The sequence below is a fragment of the Biostraticola tofi genome (genome assembly GCF_004343195.1).
Taxonomy (GTDB): domain Bacteria; phylum Pseudomonadota; class Gammaproteobacteria; order Enterobacterales; family Enterobacteriaceae; genus Biostraticola; species Biostraticola tofi.
This window is the reverse complement of the sequence record NZ_SMCR01000006.1, coordinates 228,302-247,000: the sequence shown is the minus strand read 5'-3', so window position 1 is coordinate 247,000 and position 18,699 is coordinate 228,302. Positions and strand designations below refer to the sequence as shown.

Here is an 18,699-nt window from a genome sequence, read left to right as displayed (position 1 = left end):
TTCCTCGGTTAAATGAATGCGCCTCTGACTTGTGAACGTTGAATCTGTCAGGGAGCGATTCAGACAAAATACTAATTACTTTGCCAGAAAGCGTTATTCAGCATGAGTTGGGTATTAATGGACACGCTATGAAAGCATTAAGTGTTATCGGGTTGGTTAACCGGCGTCACATGTACCAAGTTCAGGATAGTCGGTATACCCACTTGCTCCACCACCATAAAATGTTGTCCGATCATAAGAGTTAAGACTTCCTCCGATTTTTATACGCTCGGGGAGATCGGGATTGGCAATGAAAAGCCGACCAAATGCCACTGCATCGGTTCGGCCGGCTCCAATTGCGGCTTATGCTGTCTCAGGCGAATAATTGCCAGCTGCAATCAATGCATTGGGCCAGAGTGGGCGGAAAAGTTCAGAAGCAAAGGGTACATTTTGGTGGTCCACTTCCGCCTGTCCGGCACCGCTGGCGCGTGGTTCGATCAGATGCAGAAACGCCAGATCTAACGTGGCCAGTTGTTCAATGAGGTAAGAGTAAAGCGGAAAGGGGTTATCTTCTCCACTGCCGTTGGCGATACCAAAAGGTGACAATCGGATACCCGTCCGATCGGGCCCAAACACGCGTGACACTGCGGCGGCCACTTCCAGCACAAGACGGCAGCGATTGTCTATCGACCCACCATAATTATCGGTGCGATGGTTGCTACGGCTTTGCAAGAACTGCTCCAGGAGATAGCCGTTTGCTGCGTGAATTTCCACCCCATCAAAGCCCGCCAGCAATGCATTGCGTGCGGCCTGAGCGTAATCCTCGATAATTAAGGGGATATCTGTTGTGCTCAAAGCATTCGGCGTCTCGAAAGGCGCCCGGGAAAATGTGGCAGTAAAGGCGTCGCCCGGAGCAGGAATAGCCGACGGAGCCACTGGCCGTTGCCCACCCAGTAAACTGGAGTGAGAAATGCGACCAACGTGCCACAATTGCAGTACAATAAGAGCGCCTTTGGCGTGGACTGCTTGAGTTATTGCCTTCCACCCTTGTATTTGCTCTGCGCTATGGATGCCCGGCGTTGCTGGCATACCCTGAGCGGTAGGCGAAATTTGGGTGCCTTCGGTAATGATGAGCCCGCCCCGGGAAGCACGTTGCCGGTAATACTCTGTATTGAGTGAATGGGGGATATTGCCCGGCTGAGCAGCACGCATACGTGTCAACGGAGCCATCACTACGCGATGGGACAATTTGAGGGCTCCGATATTTAGAGGGGAAAAAAGGCGTTGGGTCATTCGAACACTCCACATCCGTTTAGCAAAGTTCGGCCACGCTGATGGATATCGACAGGCATCAGTAGAAACAGCATCTGCAACTCACCTTAAACCCCGTCAGTCAGAGCGTATGTGATCGCATGCGTACTGTGTTATGGCACAATCAGAATTTAAGTTAACTCAAAACTTCAGGTCAGACAGGGTTCGTCATCAAGGCCCTGAATGCAAGAATCCAGTAGGGTATGTAACGCGGCGACCCGCTCAATACCCAGTCGTTCATTCAGTGCTTCCTGCGCAGCCAGCCAGGCGCGCTGCCCCTCGATGCGTTTTTCATGTCCAGACTCTGTTGCTTTCACTAACCGGCTGCGAGCATTTTCCCCCGCGTTTATTGTCACCCACCCCTGAGCGGTGAGGGATTGCAGGTTGCGTGTCAACGTTGAGGCATCTAACTGCATATGCTTTGCCAGGTCGGCTGGTCTTATCGGCCCTAATCTGACCACGTGTGACAGCAACGCATACTGTGTGTTTTTTAAGCCAACCTGAGCGACAAAATGATCGTAATGCCGCGTCACCATACGATTAAGCTGGCGAAGCTTCAGGTTGGTGCATCCCTCTGGCTTGATGAACTGCTTCATATAATATATTGTACCTGCAACTGTTGTATATGCAACTCTATAGTAATGCCTGTCAGATAGCAATTATCGGGTGTTTTCATCAGCGAATGTCAGTTAGTGCGATGAAAACTGGGGTCAGGGCGTAGGTTCGGTATGACGACAAAGTTAATGCTTTGTGCGTCAACCTGAATCTGCTTCTGGATTGTTGTATGACAGGAGAGGATGTCCACTTCTGCTTTAACTCAATGTATGGAGCAAATGATGAAATACGCCGTATTTGGTAACACGGGTCTTCGCGTATCACAGGTGGCGCTTGGCACCGGCAACTTTGGTACCGGCTGGGGATATGGGTCTGATGCAGATGGCAGTAAAGCTGTCTTTGAGGCTTATGCTGAAGCGGGTGGCAACTTCATTGATACTGCGGATGTCTATCAGTTTGGGCAGTCGGAAGAGCAAGTGGGAAATTTACTGCAAGGACGTCGCGAGGATTTCGTCCTGGCAACTAAGTTCACGAATGGTGCAGTTCCCAGTCCAGACCGGCTGGTCACAGGTAACAGTCGGAAAGCCATGGTGGCATCGGTTGAGGCCAGCCTCAAACGACTTAAAACGGACAGGATCGATATCTACTGGGCGCATCATCCTGATGGTGTCACCCCTATGGAGGAAATCATCCGTGGTTTTGAGGATCTCGCGCGCGCGGGTAAGATTCTTTATGCGGGCCTGTCGAATTTCTCCGCCTGGCGACTCGCCCGGGCGGTGACTCTCGCGGAGCTAACTCGCGCGGTTCTACTCGCTGCTGTCCAGTTTGAGCATAGCCTGGTGCACCGTGAACCTGAGGGTGATCTATTTCCTGCGTCGCACGCGCTGGGACTTGGCATCGTGACATGGTCTCCACTGGGCGGGGGGATGTTGACGGGAAAATACCGGCAAGGCGAGCAAGGCCGCGCTGAAGGATTTGGTGGAAGGGTATTCCAGCCAGAAGACTCGATCAACCGTACACAGATCCTTGACACTGTACTTGATATAGCCGCTGAGATCGGTGTCAGCGCAGGTCAGGTGGCCATCGCCTGGGCTGGCACTCACGGGGCGGTCCCTATCATTGGTCCGCGTACACTTGATCAACTTAACGATAACCTTGGTGCTCTCTCTGTGGAACTGTCTACTGAGCAAATAAACCGACTGGACACTGTCAGCACCCTAAACCTCAAGGCTCCTGAGAGAAAAGTCATTGACTGGGCAAGCGGTAATACCCCTCGTATTGTTGCCTGAGTGTCTGATACCCGCTCAATGACTTTTCGCATTAACAGGTAGCGTATGGAGCCATCACGAAATTGATGGCTTTTTCAGAGTACAAGTGGTCGATATATGACGATGATACATTGCTGGCCAGCCGTGCGGCGGGTTCGGCTGGACTCTATTAATGAACAATAGCAAACGGTCAGCCCGGAGGCGTTTTAGCCTTTCAGGTCCTGTGATTTGGCTGGTGCTGATGGCGGGTGCAGGCGGACTGGCATTCACGAATGGCATACGTTTATCGATGGGGGTGTATCTTTCATCATTAAGTACTGCCACACGCCTGAGTATTGCAGATATCAGCCTAGCTTTTGCTTTTGCGCAACTTTGTTGGGGGCTGACGCAGCCTTTTGCGGGCGCAGTTGCCGACCGCATCGGGGCAGGACGCGTGATTTTCGCCGCTGTTATCTTAGTGGTTACCGGTACAGTACTTACCCCTTACATGACATCGACCTCTGGCCTGATATTTACCATGGCTGTGATGGCGGCAGGCGGTTGTGGAATGGCCGGCCCTTCAGTGATGATGGCATGCAGTGCGCGGTTGCTACCTGCCAGTAAACGTGGCATGGCGACGGGTATCGTTAATGCCGGTGGTTCCACCGGTCAGGTTGTTATGGCCCCTCTGGCTATCTGGATGACGATGACGTACGGCTGGGTAACCTCAATGCAGTGGCTGGGCGTGCTTGTTCTGCTTGCGCTACCTGCAGCGTGGGTACTAAAAGGAAATGCGCGGGATCTGACTGTAACGACGGAAATGGACTCAACCAGAGATGAGTTGACGACAATTCAGGCCCTGATTGTGGCGTTTAAGACGCCAGGTTATTGTTTTGTGGCCGCAGGTTTTATGGTGTGTGGTTTCCACGTTTCTTTTCTGGTTACACATATGCCCGGCATTATTGCAATGTGCGGCATGTCGCCGTCCATTGGTGGCTGGTCTCTGGCACTCATCGGCTTGTTCAACATTGTTGGAAGCTTATTTATGGGGTGGGCAGTGGGGCGCTGGAGAATGAAGTCGTTACTCGTGCTGCTTTACAGCATCCGCGGATTGGCTGTTCTGGTATTTGTGCTGTCACCCATGACTCCCACAGTGGTTCTTATTTTTTCTGCCACCATGGGAGTGACCTTCCTGTCGACAGTGCCCCCAACAATAGGCCTGGTCGCAAAAATGTTCGGTCCAAAAAACTTGGCAATGTTGTTTGGTGTGTTGATGATGATCCATCAGATAGGGGGATTTTTCGGAGCCTACCTGGGCGGGCGGGTGGTCCAGTTAACCGGCAGCTACAATTGGATGTGGTATTTAGATATTGCGCTGGCCGTCGCCGCTGCATTGATCAACCTGCCTGTTCACGAGCTACGGTTAACGCCTCATATGAAAATGGCAGGGAAATGAGTTTGTACATATTAAATATTCTCGATTGAATAACGTATTTTTTCGAGAGGGTTCTACTACTATTGAATTCCCATTAGATGCATTTTGTCTTCTTGGTAACCTTATATGGCAAGTTGTAGTGGATCACAGAATCAGCATACTGGGAAAGCCTGTTTCTGCCGTTCTTCATACAAGCATGGGGATACGCCACCAGTGTTTGTATGGGTCCGAAAAACATTGTAATAACAGTTTATCCAGCCTGTGTATACGACCAAAGAAAGCAGATCCTTTTTACCAAGATCTGCTTTTAAGAGAATTACCAATTAGGCAGCTCCAGCCACCTTATGTTGTTGCACATAAATGTATGGTGCAACATATCCTTCTCGGTTGGTATCCAGATAATCCGACCACCATTGCATCATCGCTTTGCGAGCATCGAGATATTCTGCTTTATGGATATAAGCGGCTCTCACGCTATTGCGCTCCTGATGGCTCATTTGACGCTCAACGGCATCCTGTGACCACAGGCCAGACTCCATCAGGGCACTACAAGCCATTGCCCGGAATCCGTGGCCGCAGATTTCATCTTTCGTGTCATAGCCCATCAGACGCAACGCCTTGTTGACCGTATTTTCGCACATCGGCTTATACGGATTATGGTCACCCGGAAATACCAATTCCTTATGCCCGGATATTTCCCGTATCTGTTTCAGAATAGCGATGGATTGACTGGAAAGGGGAACGATATGCGGTATGCGCATTTTAGCGCCACGCCCGGAATAGCGAACACCGGGGATAGCCTCGCGATTGGCAGGAATAGTCCAGATTTTGTTTTTGAAATCGACCTCAGACCAACGGGCAAAGCGCAGTTCGCTGGAACGGATGAACAGGTGCAGAGTGAGTGAGACTGCCAGGCGGGTTAATTCTCGTCCTTGCCGGTAGTCCTCAATGCGATTCAAAAGCTCCGGCAGCCGCTCCAGTGGAAGGGCAGGGTAGTGGCGTTTAACAGGAGGGGCGATAATGTCATCCAAATTTGCCGCCGGATTGTGCTCTATTAATTCCTGATGCACGGCATGACGCATGATGTTGCACATATGCTGCCGGGTACGGGCCGCCACTTCCAACAGACCTTTTTTCTCAATCCCTTTCAGCAGATCGATGAAGTGGCGAGTCTTCAGTTCTGTGACTGGTAAGTGTCCAATTATCGGGAAGATATGATTGTTCATGCTAGCGAGCAGACGGACAGCATGGTTCTCTGACCATGTTCGGTTGCTTTTATGCCAGCTCAATGCCACGGTTTTGAAGGTTTTTTCGGGTAAGGAAGTGGTTCTTTCAGCAGAGCGCTGTTGTGCTGGATTAATATTCTGCGCCAGCAACTTACGGATACCGTCACGCTGTTGACGAGCATCAGCCAGAGAGACTTCAGGATAAGCACCTAAGCCAAGGCGGGATTCTTTTCTATTGATACGATATTTGAGATACCAGAGACGTGAACCGCCTGGATTAACCAGCAGATACAGACCATGAGAATCGGAAACTTTGAAGGGTTTAGCGGATGGTTTTAAGTTGCGGATTTTTGAGTCGTTAAGAGACATTTGGGGGTCACTCCGTCATCGAACCAACTTGACCCCAAATCTGACCACCAAATTCTCCCGATGCGGAGGGAAAACTGAAAATGCATCGGGAAGACTTTTCACGCTAACCCATTGAATCCGAATCACATAAGGATTCGCAAAGCGGCATGAAAACAAGAATTTGGCTCCTCTGACTGGACTCGAACCAGTGACATACGGATTAACAGTCCGCCGTTCTACCGACTGAACTACAGAGGAATCGCGAGAACGGTGTGGATGATAGCGGGGGTGTCGGCCCATGTCAAAGGGGGAATCCATTAAATCCCGCTGATTGCTCATACTTTATGCGGCTTGGCGAAAAACTGCCCGTGAAGCCGGTTTCCAGGCCGGTTTCACCGGTTAACTACCCTTTCACGATCACAGAAAGCCGTACGCCGCCGCCAATATCCAACCGAACAGGCAGGAAACGCTGACGCCAATCAGGCCGACGGCGATAAAGCTGTGGTTGATGACAAACCGGCCGATATGGGTGGTGCCTGAGCGGTCGAACTGAATTGCCGCCAGGTCGCTGGGATAGGTCGGCAGGATATAGTAGCCGTAACAGGCCGGCGCGGAGGCGATGATATACGCCGGGTCGACACCGATGGCCAGCGCCAGCGGCACCAATGCTGCCAAGGCTGCCGCCTGGGAATTGACGAATTTGGACACTATCAGCAGCACCAGCGCATAGGCCCACGGATATTGGCTGACCAACTGGCCCAAGGTGGCTTTGATTTCCTCCAGATGGGCGCCGAACATGGTTTCCGCCATCCAGGCAATGCCGTATACCGCAACAATGGCAATCATGCCGGAGCGGAAGACTTCATTTTTTGAAATCGATGCCGGGTTGGTTTTGGTGGCGATGATAATCAATGCCCCGGACACCAGCATAAACATCTGAATCACCAGCACCATGGAGAGCGGTTTACCGTCGAAAACCGGTCTCAGGGCGCTGACCGCACCGAGGATCGCTACCGCGGCGATAGTCGCCAGGAAGATCCACATCGCCAGCCAGTTGCTTTTGGGCAGTTTTTTATCCAGCAACGTGGCGGTGTCGCCATAGACATAATGATAATTCTCAGGGACGGAAATAAATTGTTGAAAGACCGGATCCTTGTCCAGGTCCTTACCGCGAAACCAGCTGAATATGCCGATAGCCAATATCCCCAGCAGGGTTGAGGGGATGGTAATGGCGAGCAGGTCGAGAAATTCCAGATGGCGACCGTTGAAGGTATAGTTGCCCAGCATCGCCACCAACGAGACCACCGCCACCGAGACCGGGCTGGCGATGATGCCCATTTGTGCACCGATTGAGCTGGCCGCCATCGGCCGTTCAGGACGGATATTGTTCTTGATCGCCACGTCATAAATGATCGGCAGGATGGTGTAGACCACATGCCCGGTGCCGCACAGGATGGTCAAGATACAGGTGACAAACGGCGCGACTATCGATACGTATTTAGGATTGCGGCGCAGCAGTCGTTCGGCGATTTGCAGCATGACATCCAGACCGCCTGATGCTTGCAGCGTGGCGGAGGCGGCCACCACCGAGATTATCACCAGCATCACATCGATGGGGGGTTTTCCTGGTTCCAAATGAAAGACAAATACCAGGATCACCAGCCCGATGCCGCCGAGCAGCCCCAGCGCAATGCCCCCTTTGCGTGCTCCGTATAACAGACACGCCAGAATCACCGCCAACTGAATCATAAATTCCATAGTTCCCTCGCTCAAAGCGCAATAAAAGGTTTACGACGTTGCTCTGGCGTCTACCCTCTGCCTGATAAATGGCCATTTCATTGCGCTGAATCCATGAGTGCAGCGATTTAACGGAAAGTTGTTGAATAATTGAGGCGGCTCACATTACCCAGAAAGGCTGTGCTTAATGCGCAGCCTTTTTAACTCTGGATGCTTACAAAGAGCAAGATAGATAGTAACGGAACGGAAATAATTTCATAACCTGCACCAGCGGGTTGCGTTCGGGCCGGCGATGCCCGAACGCCGGCCATCAGGGGTTGCCGAACTGTGCCTGATGCAGTCTGGCATAGGTCCCCTGGCGGGTCATCAGCTGCTGATGGCTGCCCTGTTCCAGGATGCCTTCGTTGTCGACCACGATAATCCGGTCCGCATTTTTGATGGTTGCCAGCCGATGGGCGATAACGAGCGTAGTGCGTCCATCGGCAAGTTCGGACAGGGACTGCTGGATGGCCTGCTCGGTGGCGGTATCCAGTGCCGAGGTCGCCTCGTCCAGTATCAGGATCGGCGGATTTTTCAAAAAGATCCGGGCAATCGACAATCGCTGCTTCTGGCCACCGGACAGTTTGACGCCGCGTTCACCGACCACCGTGTCCAGCCCTTCAGGCAGGGCGGCAATCATCTCATCAAGCCGGGCTTGCCGGGCGGCGATAAGAATGTCTTCATCACTGGCGTTCAGCTTGCCATAGGCGATATTTTCACGGATGGTGCCGCCAAACAGGAACACATCCTGCTGGACGATGCCGATATTATGGCGCAGTGATGACTGAGTCATCGCGCGGATATCAAGGCCATCGACAGTAATGCTGCCGCTGTCCACTTCATAAAAGCGCGGCAGCAGCGAGCAGAGGGTGGTTTTACCGGCCCCGGAAGGGCCGACAAACGCCACCGTTTCCCCGGCACGGATACTGAGGTTCAGTTTATCCAAAATCGGCTTATCCGCGGTATAGCCAAAGGTGACGTCCTTGAAAACGATATCTCCCTGCAGGTGGCTGACGTCGGTAGCCGTGGGGCTGTCAACGATATCCGGCGCGGTATCTATCAGCTGGGCAAAGCGCTTGAAGCCGGCAATGCCTTTGGGATAGCTTTCCATCACCGCAGAAATCTTGGCCACCGGCCGGAAGAAGACCTCTACCAGCAGCAGAAAGCCGATAAAACCGCCATAGCTCAGTTCGCCTTTGATCACGTACCAGGTCCCGGCCACCATGATCACCAACTGCACCAGGCGGGTGCTGAGATAGCTTAACGTCAGGCTGGTGGTCATGATGCGATAGGCGCGCAGTTTGGTGGAACGGTAATTGTCATTGTCTTTGGCAAACAGCGTTTCTTCGCGCTGTTCGTTGGCAAAGGCTTTGACCACCCGGATTCCGCCGATACTTTCTTCTATGCGGGCGTTGAAGTTGCCGACCTGGCCAAATAATCTGCGCCAGGTTTCGGTCATCTGCGATCCCTGACGGCTGACCAGCAGGGTCATGGTCGGCACGATGACAATCGTCAGTAAGGCCAGCGGCAGATGAACGGTCGCCATCAGTATAAAAGCGCCGATGAACGTCATAACCGCAATAAAAAGGTCTTCGGGGCCGTGATGGGCGATTTCACCGACTTCCTCCAAATCCTTGGTCACATGGGTAATGATGTGGCCGGTTTTAGTATTGTCGTAATAACGGAAGGACAGCTTCTGAAGATGATTGAACGCTTGCCGACGCATATCGGTTTCTATGCCTACACCGAGCGCATGTCCCCAGTAGTTGACGATAGCCATCAGCAGGGTATTGAGCAGATAGACCGCCAGCAACCCGCCGGCTGCGGCGATAATAAGCAGCCAGTCCTGGGCCGGCAGCAATCGGTCAATAAACAGTTTAACCGCCATCGGAAAACCCAGTTCCAGCAACCCACCGACGATGGCGCAACCGAAATCAAGTAAAAACAGAGATTTATAAGGAGCATAATAATCAAAAAAACGGCGGAGCATCCGGGCTTCCTTCATGAAAAAGGGTAGATTAAGTGATACGGGCCAATCGCAGGATGGCAGGCTTACAGGCTTACAGGCTTACAGTGAGACGTTCATGCCAGGCCCCCGTCTCCCACCGGGCCTGGAGAATACCGTATTCCCATGACCGGAGGCGAGGAGGACATAATGTCCAAATATGATCAGGATCACCAATTTATTTTCATAACACAAATTAAACATTATTAACATTACACACCGTAAGGTATTGAAAGTTATAAGCAGTGCCGCACAATTTTGCTTGCTGTGCAAAGAAATACACATGATAATAATTATCATTTGATGAAAAGGCTCGCTCAGCGAAGACCAGGATGCTCCCTTTCCCCATCGTCGGAGCAACAACCCATTGCAGGGGTTTGCTAAATGTCAGGCGTTTGGCACACTGCATTCAGCAACACAGCCTGCCTCAGGGAGCCCTGCAGGATGGGTGGAATGCCGGAATGCCGGGCAGAGATTAACGGTAATAAGGATAAACCATGACGATTACGCTTTTTCAGCGCTATCAGCAGTCCAAAATAGATTTCCCAGATAAGTGTGCCCGCGACCTGGCCCAGATCATTGGCATCAGCGAAGCGGAGCTGGTGCACTGCCGAGTGGGTCACGATGCCAGGCGACTGCGCGGGGATGCGCGCGGTCTGCTGGCCGGGCTTTCGCAGGTGGGAGTGACCAAGTCGATAACCCGCAATCGTTACGCGGTGCATGAGCAAATGGGCCAATATCTCAATCAGCAGCTTACCGGCCATGCCGGGCTGATTTTGAATCCCGGCGCGCTGGACTTACGTCTGTTTCTTGGACAGTGGACCACGGCGTTTACCCTGACGGAAAATACCCCACACAGTGAACGCCACAGTATTCAGTTTTTTGATGGCCAGGGCGATGCGCTGCATAAGGTTTATGCCACAACGGACACCGATATGCAGGCCTGGCAGGGGCTGGTCGAAGACTTCCTGTCCCCGGAGAATCCAGACCTCATCATTCAACCTGTGGAGTCCAAGGCCAAAACCCGGGTTAGCGACGTGGTCACAAATGATCGGGTTGTTGAAGCTGAATGGCGCGCCATGACCGATGTCCATCAGTTTTTTCACCTGCTCAGTCGGCACCAGCTTACCCGCCAACAGGCATTTGCACGGGTGGCGGATGATTTGGCGGTTAAAGTAGCAAACAGTGCATTGCGGATGATATTGAAGCAGGCCAACGCGGCCGGTAACGAAATCATGATTTTTGTCGGTAACCGCGGTTGCGTGCAGATCTTTACCGGCATTATCGAAAAAGTGGTGCCGATGAAGCAATGGCTAAATGTATTTAACCCTGAGTTTACTCTTCACCTGGTTGAAGATGCCATTGCTGAAAGCTGGGTGACGCGTAAACCGACCAAAGACGGCTTTGTCACCAGCCTGGAGCTGTTTGCTGCTGATGGTACGCAGATAGCACAGCTGTTCGGCAAGCGTAGCGAAGGGCAGCCTGAGCAGACCCAATGGCGTGAGCAGATTGCTCACCTGCCGACGTTAAGGATGCAGCCAGCATGAAAGTGACTGTTACCCGAGCCGTGGCGTTATGGCTGGCGCTGTTGCCTGGCCTGACGCTGGCGGCAGAAAGGATTGTAGCTATCGGCGGCGATGTCACCGAAATCGTTTACGCTCTGGGAGCCGGCGACCGTTTGGTCGCCAGGGACAGTACCAGCCTGCGGCCAGAGGCTGCCCAGCGGCTGCCCGATGTGGGTTATATGCGGCAGTTAAATGCCGAAGGCATCCTGTCGTTAAAGCCTTCAATGGTGCTGGCAAGCGCACTGGCCCAGCCCTCGCTGGTGTTTAAGCAACTGACCGACAGTGGCGTCAAGGTCTTAACGGTGCCGGGTGATACGACTGTTGAGGCAATACCGGAAAAAATCAGCACCATCGCCAACGCACTCAATCTGAGCGCCAATGGCGACAGGCTAGCCGGCCAATATCAGCGGCAGCTGGCGGCGGTGCCCAAAACACCGCTGCCGGTTGCCGTACTGTTTATCATGAGTCATGGCGGTATGACCCCGATGGCGGCGGGTCAGCAGACCGCCGCCGACAGTATGATCGGCGCGGCCGGACTGAAAAACGCCATGCAGGGATCCCGTCATTATCGCCCTTTATCCCAAGAAGGGGTGATTGCCGCCGCACCGGATTTGTTGTTGGTGACGGCCGATGGCGTCAGCTCGCTGGGGGGCATGGATAAAATCTGGTCGCTGCCCGGACTGGCCCAGACACCGGCAGGCAAGCAGCGGCGACTGCTGGTGCTGGATGATATGGCGCTGCTCGGTTTTGGCCTGCAAACGCCTGCGGTACTCGAAAAAATCCGCCAGGCAGCAGGCGCCCGGTGACGGTCAGCAAGCGGTCGGTGCGGCTGACAGTCGGCGGGTTAACCGTGCTGCTGGCAGCACTGATACTGATTGCAGCCAATATGGGCGCGCTGCCGCTTTCTTATCGTATCCTTTGGCATACCCCGTTTGAGGATATCCAATGGAATATCTGGCTCAATATCCGCCTGCCCAGAGTAGTGCTGGCGGTAGTGGTCGGCGGTGGCCTGGCGACCGCCGGGGCAGTGATGCAGGGACTGTTTCGCAATCCGCTCGCTGACCCGGGCTTGCTGGGTATCAGCAGCGGCGGGGCGCTGATGGTGGCGATGCTTATCGTGCTGCCGTTCAGCCTGCCACCGGTCATGGTGCTTTACGGTCATATGATGGCCGCCTTTGTCGGCAGCCTGTTCATTTCACTGCTTATTTTCAGCATCAGCCGCGGCGGTCAGGGCAATCTGTCCAGGCTGCTGTTGGCCGGTATCGCGATCAACGCCCTTTGCATGGCGGCGATAGGGGTGCTGTCCTGGGTCAGTAACGACCAGCAGCTCAGGCAGTTTTCTCTCTGGATGATGGGCAGCCTGGGACAGGCACAATGGCCGACGCTGGCGGTGTGCGCCTCGCTGATTATTCCGGCGGCGTTGTTGGTGTTGTACCGCGCCTCCGCGCTTAATCTGCTGCAGCTGGGCGATGAAGAAGCCCATTACCTGGGGGTAAACGTGCCGCGGGTAAAACTGATATTACTGGTGCTCTGTGCGCTGCTGACCGGGGCCGCGGTCGCCGTCAGCGGGGTGATCGGCTTTATTGGTCTGGTTATCCCCCATCTGGTGCGGATGAGGCTGGGAGGGGATCATCGATGGCTATTGCCGGGCGCCGCATTGGGCGGCGCTTGCCTGCTGCTGGCAGCCGATACGCTGGCAAGGACCCTGGTGGTGCCGGCGGAAATGCCGGTGGGACTATTGACCTCGCTGATGGGCGGACCCTATTTTCTCTGGCTGGTGATGCGCCGGCGGGAGCGGGCTGATGTCTGATTTCTCCCGGCATCTTGAGGCCAGAGGGCTGCAGTGGCGCGCCGGCAACCGGCGGCTGATTGACGATATTTCGCTGCGGATAACCACCGGCGAACTGGTGGCGGTTATCGGCCCCAATGGTGCCGGTAAATCGACCTTGATGCGCCTGCTGAGCGGTTTTCTGCCGCCACATAAAGGAGAATGCCGACTGATGGGCAAGCCCCTGACGGCCTGGTCGCCAGAGTCCCTTGCCCGTACCCGCGCCGTCATGCGTCAGCAAAGCAGCCTGGCCTTTGATTTCAGCGTAGCCGAGGTGGTCAGCATGGGGCGAGCACCCCATGGCAATAGTCACCGCCGGGAAGCGGTAGAGCAGGTGATGGCCCAGACCGATTGCCTGCCGTTGGCGACCAGAGACTATCGGCGCTTGTCCGGTGGGGAACAGCAGCGAGTTCAATTGGCCAGAGCGCTGGCCCAGCTCTGGCAACCCGATCCCACTCCACGCTGGTTGCTGCTGGATGAGCCGACCTCGGCGCTGGATCTCTATCACCAGCAGCATATGCTGCGTCTGTTGCGTAAGTTGACGCGCCAGGAGCCGCTGGGGGTTTGCTGTATTCTACACGATCTCAATCTGGCAGCCCTGTATGCCGACCGGATCCTGCTGCTGCACCAAGGCCGGCTGGTGGCCGCCGGTACGCCGGCCCGGGTGCTGGAGGCATCGGTGCTGAGGCGCTGGTATCAGGCTGATATGGGCGTAGGCATTCATCCCGAGCTGCCGCTGCCGCAGATATTTCTTCGGCAGTGAAAAGGTAAGCGCTGATGACCACCAGACTGCGCCTGCCGCGCTCATCCAGGGGCTGAGTGTTTTTGTCACCCGCTGTCGGCGCTTTGCTGAGCGCGTGGGCGCGGGTAGCAACGGTGCGGCAACCGTTCGGTACTAACCAGAATTATCTCTTTCTGACATGGGCAAATTATACTGATGCCCTGCATAGCCAATGATGGGAGGAACAGTATCGTGCCGATAAAAAATCTCAAAGTCCCTGCTCAATCCCCGCCGCTGCCGTGTTCACAGGCCACTGCTGCCAATAATCGATCCCCGGGCGCTGAGACGTCGCCTTATCTGCAAGCTCAACTTAACTGCACCATGAACACCCCCGCTCACATCCCCTCTACGTTTAACGGCCCGGTGGCGCGCCATGCCGATAGTCTGGCGGATAAGTACCCGCCATGGTTGCCCTGGTTTAACGCCTGCCGGACCCCTGAAGAGCGTGAACTGAAAAAAATACTGGCTCAAGGCAAGGTATTATACCAAAGAGGAGAAATGATCCGCACTCAGGTATATCAGCAGAGCAGACCGCACTCGCCGCCATCGGCGATAACAGCCAAGGCTGGACTCTTTATGGGAGTCGTGGGACTGTTGGCCGGTACCGGAGCGGGAAGGTATGCAAAAGGTTTTTTCCAGCCTCAGCAGTCCGAGAGCGCCTCTCAGCCCGCTGCTGTTCATTATGCTGGGTCATTCAATCGGCAAACGGCGCGTGGAGCGGAGGCTTTTTCCTCAAGTTACGCACACCATTACCCTTGCGATATCAAGCATCATCGGCACGCCAAGCGTCACAGTGATTTTCTCCAGCCTGCTTTAACACGGGACAGCCTCATGGCTGGCGCAGATCGCCAAACGCGAAAGGCAGCCAGTGAGCTCCCGGGTCAAGGACAAACTGACTATCGCGCTGAAGGGCTGTCTGGGGCGGTGGATAAAAAGCAGCCGTTAGCCGAACAACGGCCGGCATCCGCTTCGCGGCTCTATAGCTATACCGACAGGCAACCGGCTGAGTGTAAAACGAAGCGTTTCAAGCAACGTTGCCAGACTGCACACCACGATTTGAGAACCAAGCAGCGCAGAAGAGCAAAGCAGCTGGTGTTAAAGATCGGCAATACCTCATGCCTGTGTCCCCCACCGGCCGGAGCAAGGATAACCATTGTGCCCCCCGGCTACCTGCATCAACCGCGGCATAATAAAACAGTGACCGCAATCCCGCCGATTATCGCCCAGCCGATCACCAACCCGACAATGGCTGCCGCCATGACGTCACCGATAGTGCCGGTTACTGCGCTGTTAACGGCAAGTCAGACCGCTCAAGAGGGCCGGCAACTGACGAAGAGACTCAATCTGGCTCCTCGGACCGATGAGGTCTCAGCAGGGGCAGCAGACGGTAAGGAAGACCCCGACAGTGCTGATCAGGTCAAAATAGAAAAGCTGTTCGACTTCTCCTGTATTGATGAGAGGAAAAAACTGTCGCCGGCGGATATTATCCGCCAGGTAGGACGTACGCTCAGTAATCCCCTTAAACAGGTGGGCATCGAATCCCAGATAATACATCACCATAAGACCTTGGAGAAAGGGTGCCCTATAGGACCTGAAAGCCAGAATCTGGCCGAGGTTTTGGGGAAAACCGACGCCATACTGGCTCAGGTTATGGCCTTGCTGCCGCACGCTCAGCCGCTTGCGGTACTGCAAATGATTGTGGGGCCGGCACTGGAAATATTTTCAGACGGACTGGACGGCAAATCGGCAAACCTTCAGCTGATGGAAAATATTGACCAGCAAATATTATTTATGGCCAGACAGGTAATTTTCACCTATACCGCAGAAGAATTGTCGATGCTCTATAATAAAAACAGGCCCCCCTCCGACAACGGCAGTCCAGCCAAAGAGGTATTCGAGAAACGCAAGTTTATTATAAAAAATAAAAAATTATTCGTCGCCGTTAACGATAAAGAACATCAACTGCACAATGATTCCTACGAAAACCCCTATATTATGAATGAGGGTGTTGCAAGAATGATTGCTTACAACAACCATCAGCAAGAATGGGAACTTGCTGGAACGGACATCGTTGCAAACAGAGGTAAAGACGAACAAATCACCAAGGAAGCCTGTGGCATGCCTCTTTCAGAGTTTTTTGGCAAAAGCCGATACAGAGTGGCTAGCGATAGCGTCGACCAAAAATTACTGTTCTTAGAAAATGAAAATGGACAGTCATTCCATGCGGTGAATATGGATGGATTTATTATCCCGGTACACCAGTTCATCTCAGGCCCGTTTAAAAATAGAAGAGTCATATTAACTTATGGTGATGGCGTTGTTGGTAGCAAAGTTATTTTGCCGACAAAATCGGGCTGGGTGTTTGAAACAAAATCAAGTAACTTCAATACAGAACTTGAGATATTCCTCAGGTCAAGCAGCGAAGAAAATTCGTACCCGGCTGAAAAAATAATGTCGACAATCAGGAATAATGGACTGTGCTATGATCCGGCAGGAAAATCTTACATAAAATATAATCACCGATATTATCATGTTGATTGGATTGCCAACAATATGTACGTTCTGGACGAGGCCGATGAAGTGTTCGTTGAGAAAGTCGAAGATGTCTTTACTTTACGCAGTGCTTCTGAAGTGACCTTTATACCTGACGCCGTTGACACTGCAGAAAAATCCCTTGACGGTAAATCTGATATCTATCTTGAGCGCGAAGCTTATACGCTCTTGCAATCTGAGGCACAGGGTATCGATACAACATCGCTGTCAAAACTGGGTTCCGCAGTTTATATAGACAACATGCACCGGAAGGTATTTTTCGTCAACGGAGAAACTTTTTTGGCTTCCGCCTATGAAAATGATGTTGTTACTCTGGTAGCTGACCCGATCAAAGGTAATCAGCCGGAAATCAAATTGTACTTGAATGATAATGTATATTACAAGGTCAGAGATAATTACCACTATGACCCGGATCGGTATTACCGCATTGGTTATTGTAAAGTGAGGCGAGCGGCGGATTTTGCAGATCCCGGATGCTTGCCAATATACATGACAAAAACGCTGGATGATGTGTTAAAAAAGCATATTGCCCGTCATCAGGTAAGCAAGAAAAATATATTCGACAAATCCATATTTAGTTATGACAATGATGAATTTCCACAATTGTACTATTCACCCGAGACCGGTAATTACTATTTCCTTCATGATGGGAATTATATCGACGCAGAATGGGTGTCTAAAGGGGATAAAAACAACCCCCTGGAAAAGCCAGTGCTACGACTATTTCACAAAAGATTTGCGTTTCGTTTGAAACAAGACATAGCGTTGGTGGTGTGTGATAAAAGTGAATCTAAGTTTGAAATAAAAACCGTAAATGACCATATAGCCGAAAAGTTGCAGGTTAAGCCACATATTGCGGAAAAAATTGGCACTATGATAAAATATCGCTATATTGCCAATTTTAAAGATTTATCCAATGCGGTGAACCAGGTGGCTTTATCCCACAATTTATTTTCGAAGAAATTAACATTGTATTTTACGCCAGGCGTGCCCGATGAGTGGCTGCGCTCGATTGTGTTGAAATATCTGTATCCGGATGACATTATCACTAACCCATCTAACACTATAAAGTTTCATAAGCTCAGATTAATCAACGATCAACACCCGTTATATCTAAGGAAAGGCAGTCAACACATATCTGCTTGCATACGATTTATCAGAGAAGTCATGTTACCAGAAGTGATCAGTGGGCTTGCTGATTATAATGCCGACTATGAAAATTATCTGTCATTGGTGTTGGAGACAAATAATATACAGTTTTTGTCACAATTTTCTGTAGAGCTAAGTAAGCGTCTGGATAAGATAAGCCAAAACCTCAATCTTGAATATATTTATATAACAGATTTGGTTAAACAGCCGCTTGAAGGTTATGAGGCGCCGGAGCCAAAAGAAGTGCGTTATCATCAAGCGGTATTGACACCTGAAGAAAGGAGTAGCGGCCATGTAGCTTTGGCCTTGACCGATCGAAGCAAGAGGATCTATATTAATCTTGATAAGCTTTACGATGTGGATCCGACCCATCCAGATATCTCTATGCGCCAAAAGCCCGCGACAGATATCATTACCACCTTAATTCATGAGGCCTCTCACATCGGCACCATGACGACCGATATTGTCTATTTTCCGCGAAAGGAGGGCGAGATTATTCCAGTATTAAGCTCAATAGATGATATGATTGAAAAAATAAGTCACGGTCAGATTGTTAATAAACATGACTTTACTAAACTGAATGAAGAATACTTTGGCGGAATACCGATATACCGAAATTACAAAATCGCCCTCTCTGAAAATAATCAGTACGATTATGTTGCATCCTGCGATCCCGGCTATCTGGCTCACTTGCTGCTCAATACCGCAGATGGCTTGGCGGTCTTAGCAAGAGATCTTTTTTATAATAAAGGCGTCAAAGATAATCCGCTGGCGGGAACTATTGACCAAGCAGGGGCGCAGGTTCCGGTAGTGTAAACCAAAGGCCACTGGAAAGTGGCAAACCGGTGCTTAAGACGGCACCTGCCGTCATGTGCCTACGGCGATCGGTAGCCTCTTACCCTGACCCTGATGGTTGCCTGCTTTACCGTGCAGCACAAGAC

Annotated in this window: 11 protein-coding genes, 1 tRNA gene and 1 pseudogene; 7 read left to right on the top strand and 6 right to left on the bottom strand. The window is 52.1% G+C overall.

Annotation, left to right across the window (positions count from 1 at the left end; translation table 11 throughout):
* Positions 1 to 156: 156 nt before the first annotated feature.
* Positions 157 to 1,287: pseudogene (locus tag EDC52_RS13910) on the bottom strand (alkene reductase).
* Between the two features lie 152 nt (positions 1,288 to 1,439).
* Positions 1,440 to 1,886 (bottom strand): MarR family winged helix-turn-helix transcriptional regulator, encoded by a 447-nt coding sequence (locus EDC52_RS13905; protein WP_131865935.1) that lies wholly within the window; start codon positions 1,884 to 1,886, stop codon positions 1,440 to 1,442.
* A 201-nt stretch (positions 1,887 to 2,087) separates the two neighbouring features.
* Here EDC52_RS13905 and EDC52_RS13900 point away from each other — a divergent pair, with 201 nt between their 5' ends.
* Complete coding sequence (locus EDC52_RS13900) at positions 2,088 to 3,134, top strand: aldo/keto reductase (RefSeq protein WP_230468053.1); 1,047 nt, start codon at positions 2,088 to 2,090, stop codon at positions 3,132 to 3,134.
* A 151-nt stretch (positions 3,135 to 3,285) separates the two neighbouring features.
* The gene (locus EDC52_RS13895; RefSeq protein ID WP_131865934.1) at positions 3,286 to 4,548 is read left to right on the top strand and encodes an MFS transporter; all 1,263 of its coding nucleotides are present in this window, start codon (positions 3,286 to 3,288) and stop codon (positions 4,546 to 4,548) included.
* 302 nt (positions 4,549 to 4,850) lie between these two features.
* On the opposite strand, the gene EDC52_RS13890 is transcribed toward EDC52_RS13895, so the two are convergent.
* From EDC52_RS13890 to EDC52_RS13875, 4 genes are all read right to left on the bottom strand, one after another.
* A complete protein-coding gene (locus EDC52_RS13890; RefSeq protein ID WP_131865933.1) occupies positions 4,851 to 6,122 on the bottom strand; it encodes a tyrosine-type recombinase/integrase in 1,272 nt (423 codons plus the stop codon).
* A 161-nt stretch (positions 6,123 to 6,283) separates the two neighbouring features.
* A tRNA-Asn gene (locus tag EDC52_RS13885) sits at positions 6,284 to 6,359 on the bottom strand.
* Positions 6,360 to 6,518: 159 nt separating this feature from the next.
* The gene (locus tag EDC52_RS13880) at positions 6,519 to 7,859 is read right to left on the bottom strand and encodes an anaerobic C4-dicarboxylate transporter (protein WP_131865932.1); all 1,341 of its coding nucleotides are present in this window, start codon (positions 7,857 to 7,859) and stop codon (positions 6,519 to 6,521) included.
* A gap of 289 nt (positions 7,860 to 8,148) precedes the next feature.
* Positions 8,149 to 9,867 (bottom strand): ABC transporter ATP-binding protein, encoded by a 1,719-nt coding sequence (locus tag EDC52_RS13875; RefSeq protein WP_131865931.1) that lies wholly within the window; start codon positions 9,865 to 9,867, stop codon positions 8,149 to 8,151.
* A 512-nt stretch (positions 9,868 to 10,379) separates the two neighbouring features.
* Here EDC52_RS13875 and EDC52_RS13870 point away from each other — a divergent pair.
* The 5 genes from EDC52_RS13870 to EDC52_RS13850 all read left to right on the top strand — a co-directional run bounded on the left by EDC52_RS13870 (position 10,380) and on the right by EDC52_RS13850 (position 18,574).
* Positions 10,380 to 11,429, top strand: a complete 1,050-nt coding sequence (locus EDC52_RS13870) for a hemin-degrading factor (RefSeq protein WP_131865930.1) — start codon at positions 10,380 to 10,382, stop codon at positions 11,427 to 11,429.
* Positions 11,426 to 12,253, top strand: coding sequence for a heme/hemin ABC transporter substrate-binding protein (locus EDC52_RS13865; RefSeq protein WP_131865929.1), 828 nt, complete (start codon positions 11,426 to 11,428; stop codon positions 12,251 to 12,253). Before EDC52_RS13870 ends, EDC52_RS13865 begins: the two co-directional genes overlap by 4 nt.
* Positions 12,250 to 13,257, top strand: a complete 1,008-nt coding sequence (locus tag EDC52_RS13860) for a FecCD family ABC transporter permease (protein ID WP_230468052.1) — start codon at positions 12,250 to 12,252, stop codon at positions 13,255 to 13,257. The genes EDC52_RS13865 and EDC52_RS13860 overlap by 4 nt, the downstream gene beginning before the upstream one ends.
* Positions 13,250 to 14,038: a heme ABC transporter ATP-binding protein gene (locus tag EDC52_RS13855; RefSeq protein WP_131865928.1), complete on the top strand. Its 789-nt coding sequence runs from the start codon at positions 13,250 to 13,252 to the stop codon at positions 14,036 to 14,038. The genes EDC52_RS13860 and EDC52_RS13855 overlap by 8 nt, the downstream gene beginning before the upstream one ends.
* 210 nt (positions 14,039 to 14,248) lie before the next feature.
* Positions 14,249 to 18,574 (top strand): hypothetical protein, encoded by a 4,326-nt coding sequence (locus tag EDC52_RS13850; RefSeq protein WP_131865927.1) that lies wholly within the window; start codon positions 14,249 to 14,251, stop codon positions 18,572 to 18,574.
* The last annotated feature ends 125 nt before the right edge of the window (positions 18,575 to 18,699 follow it).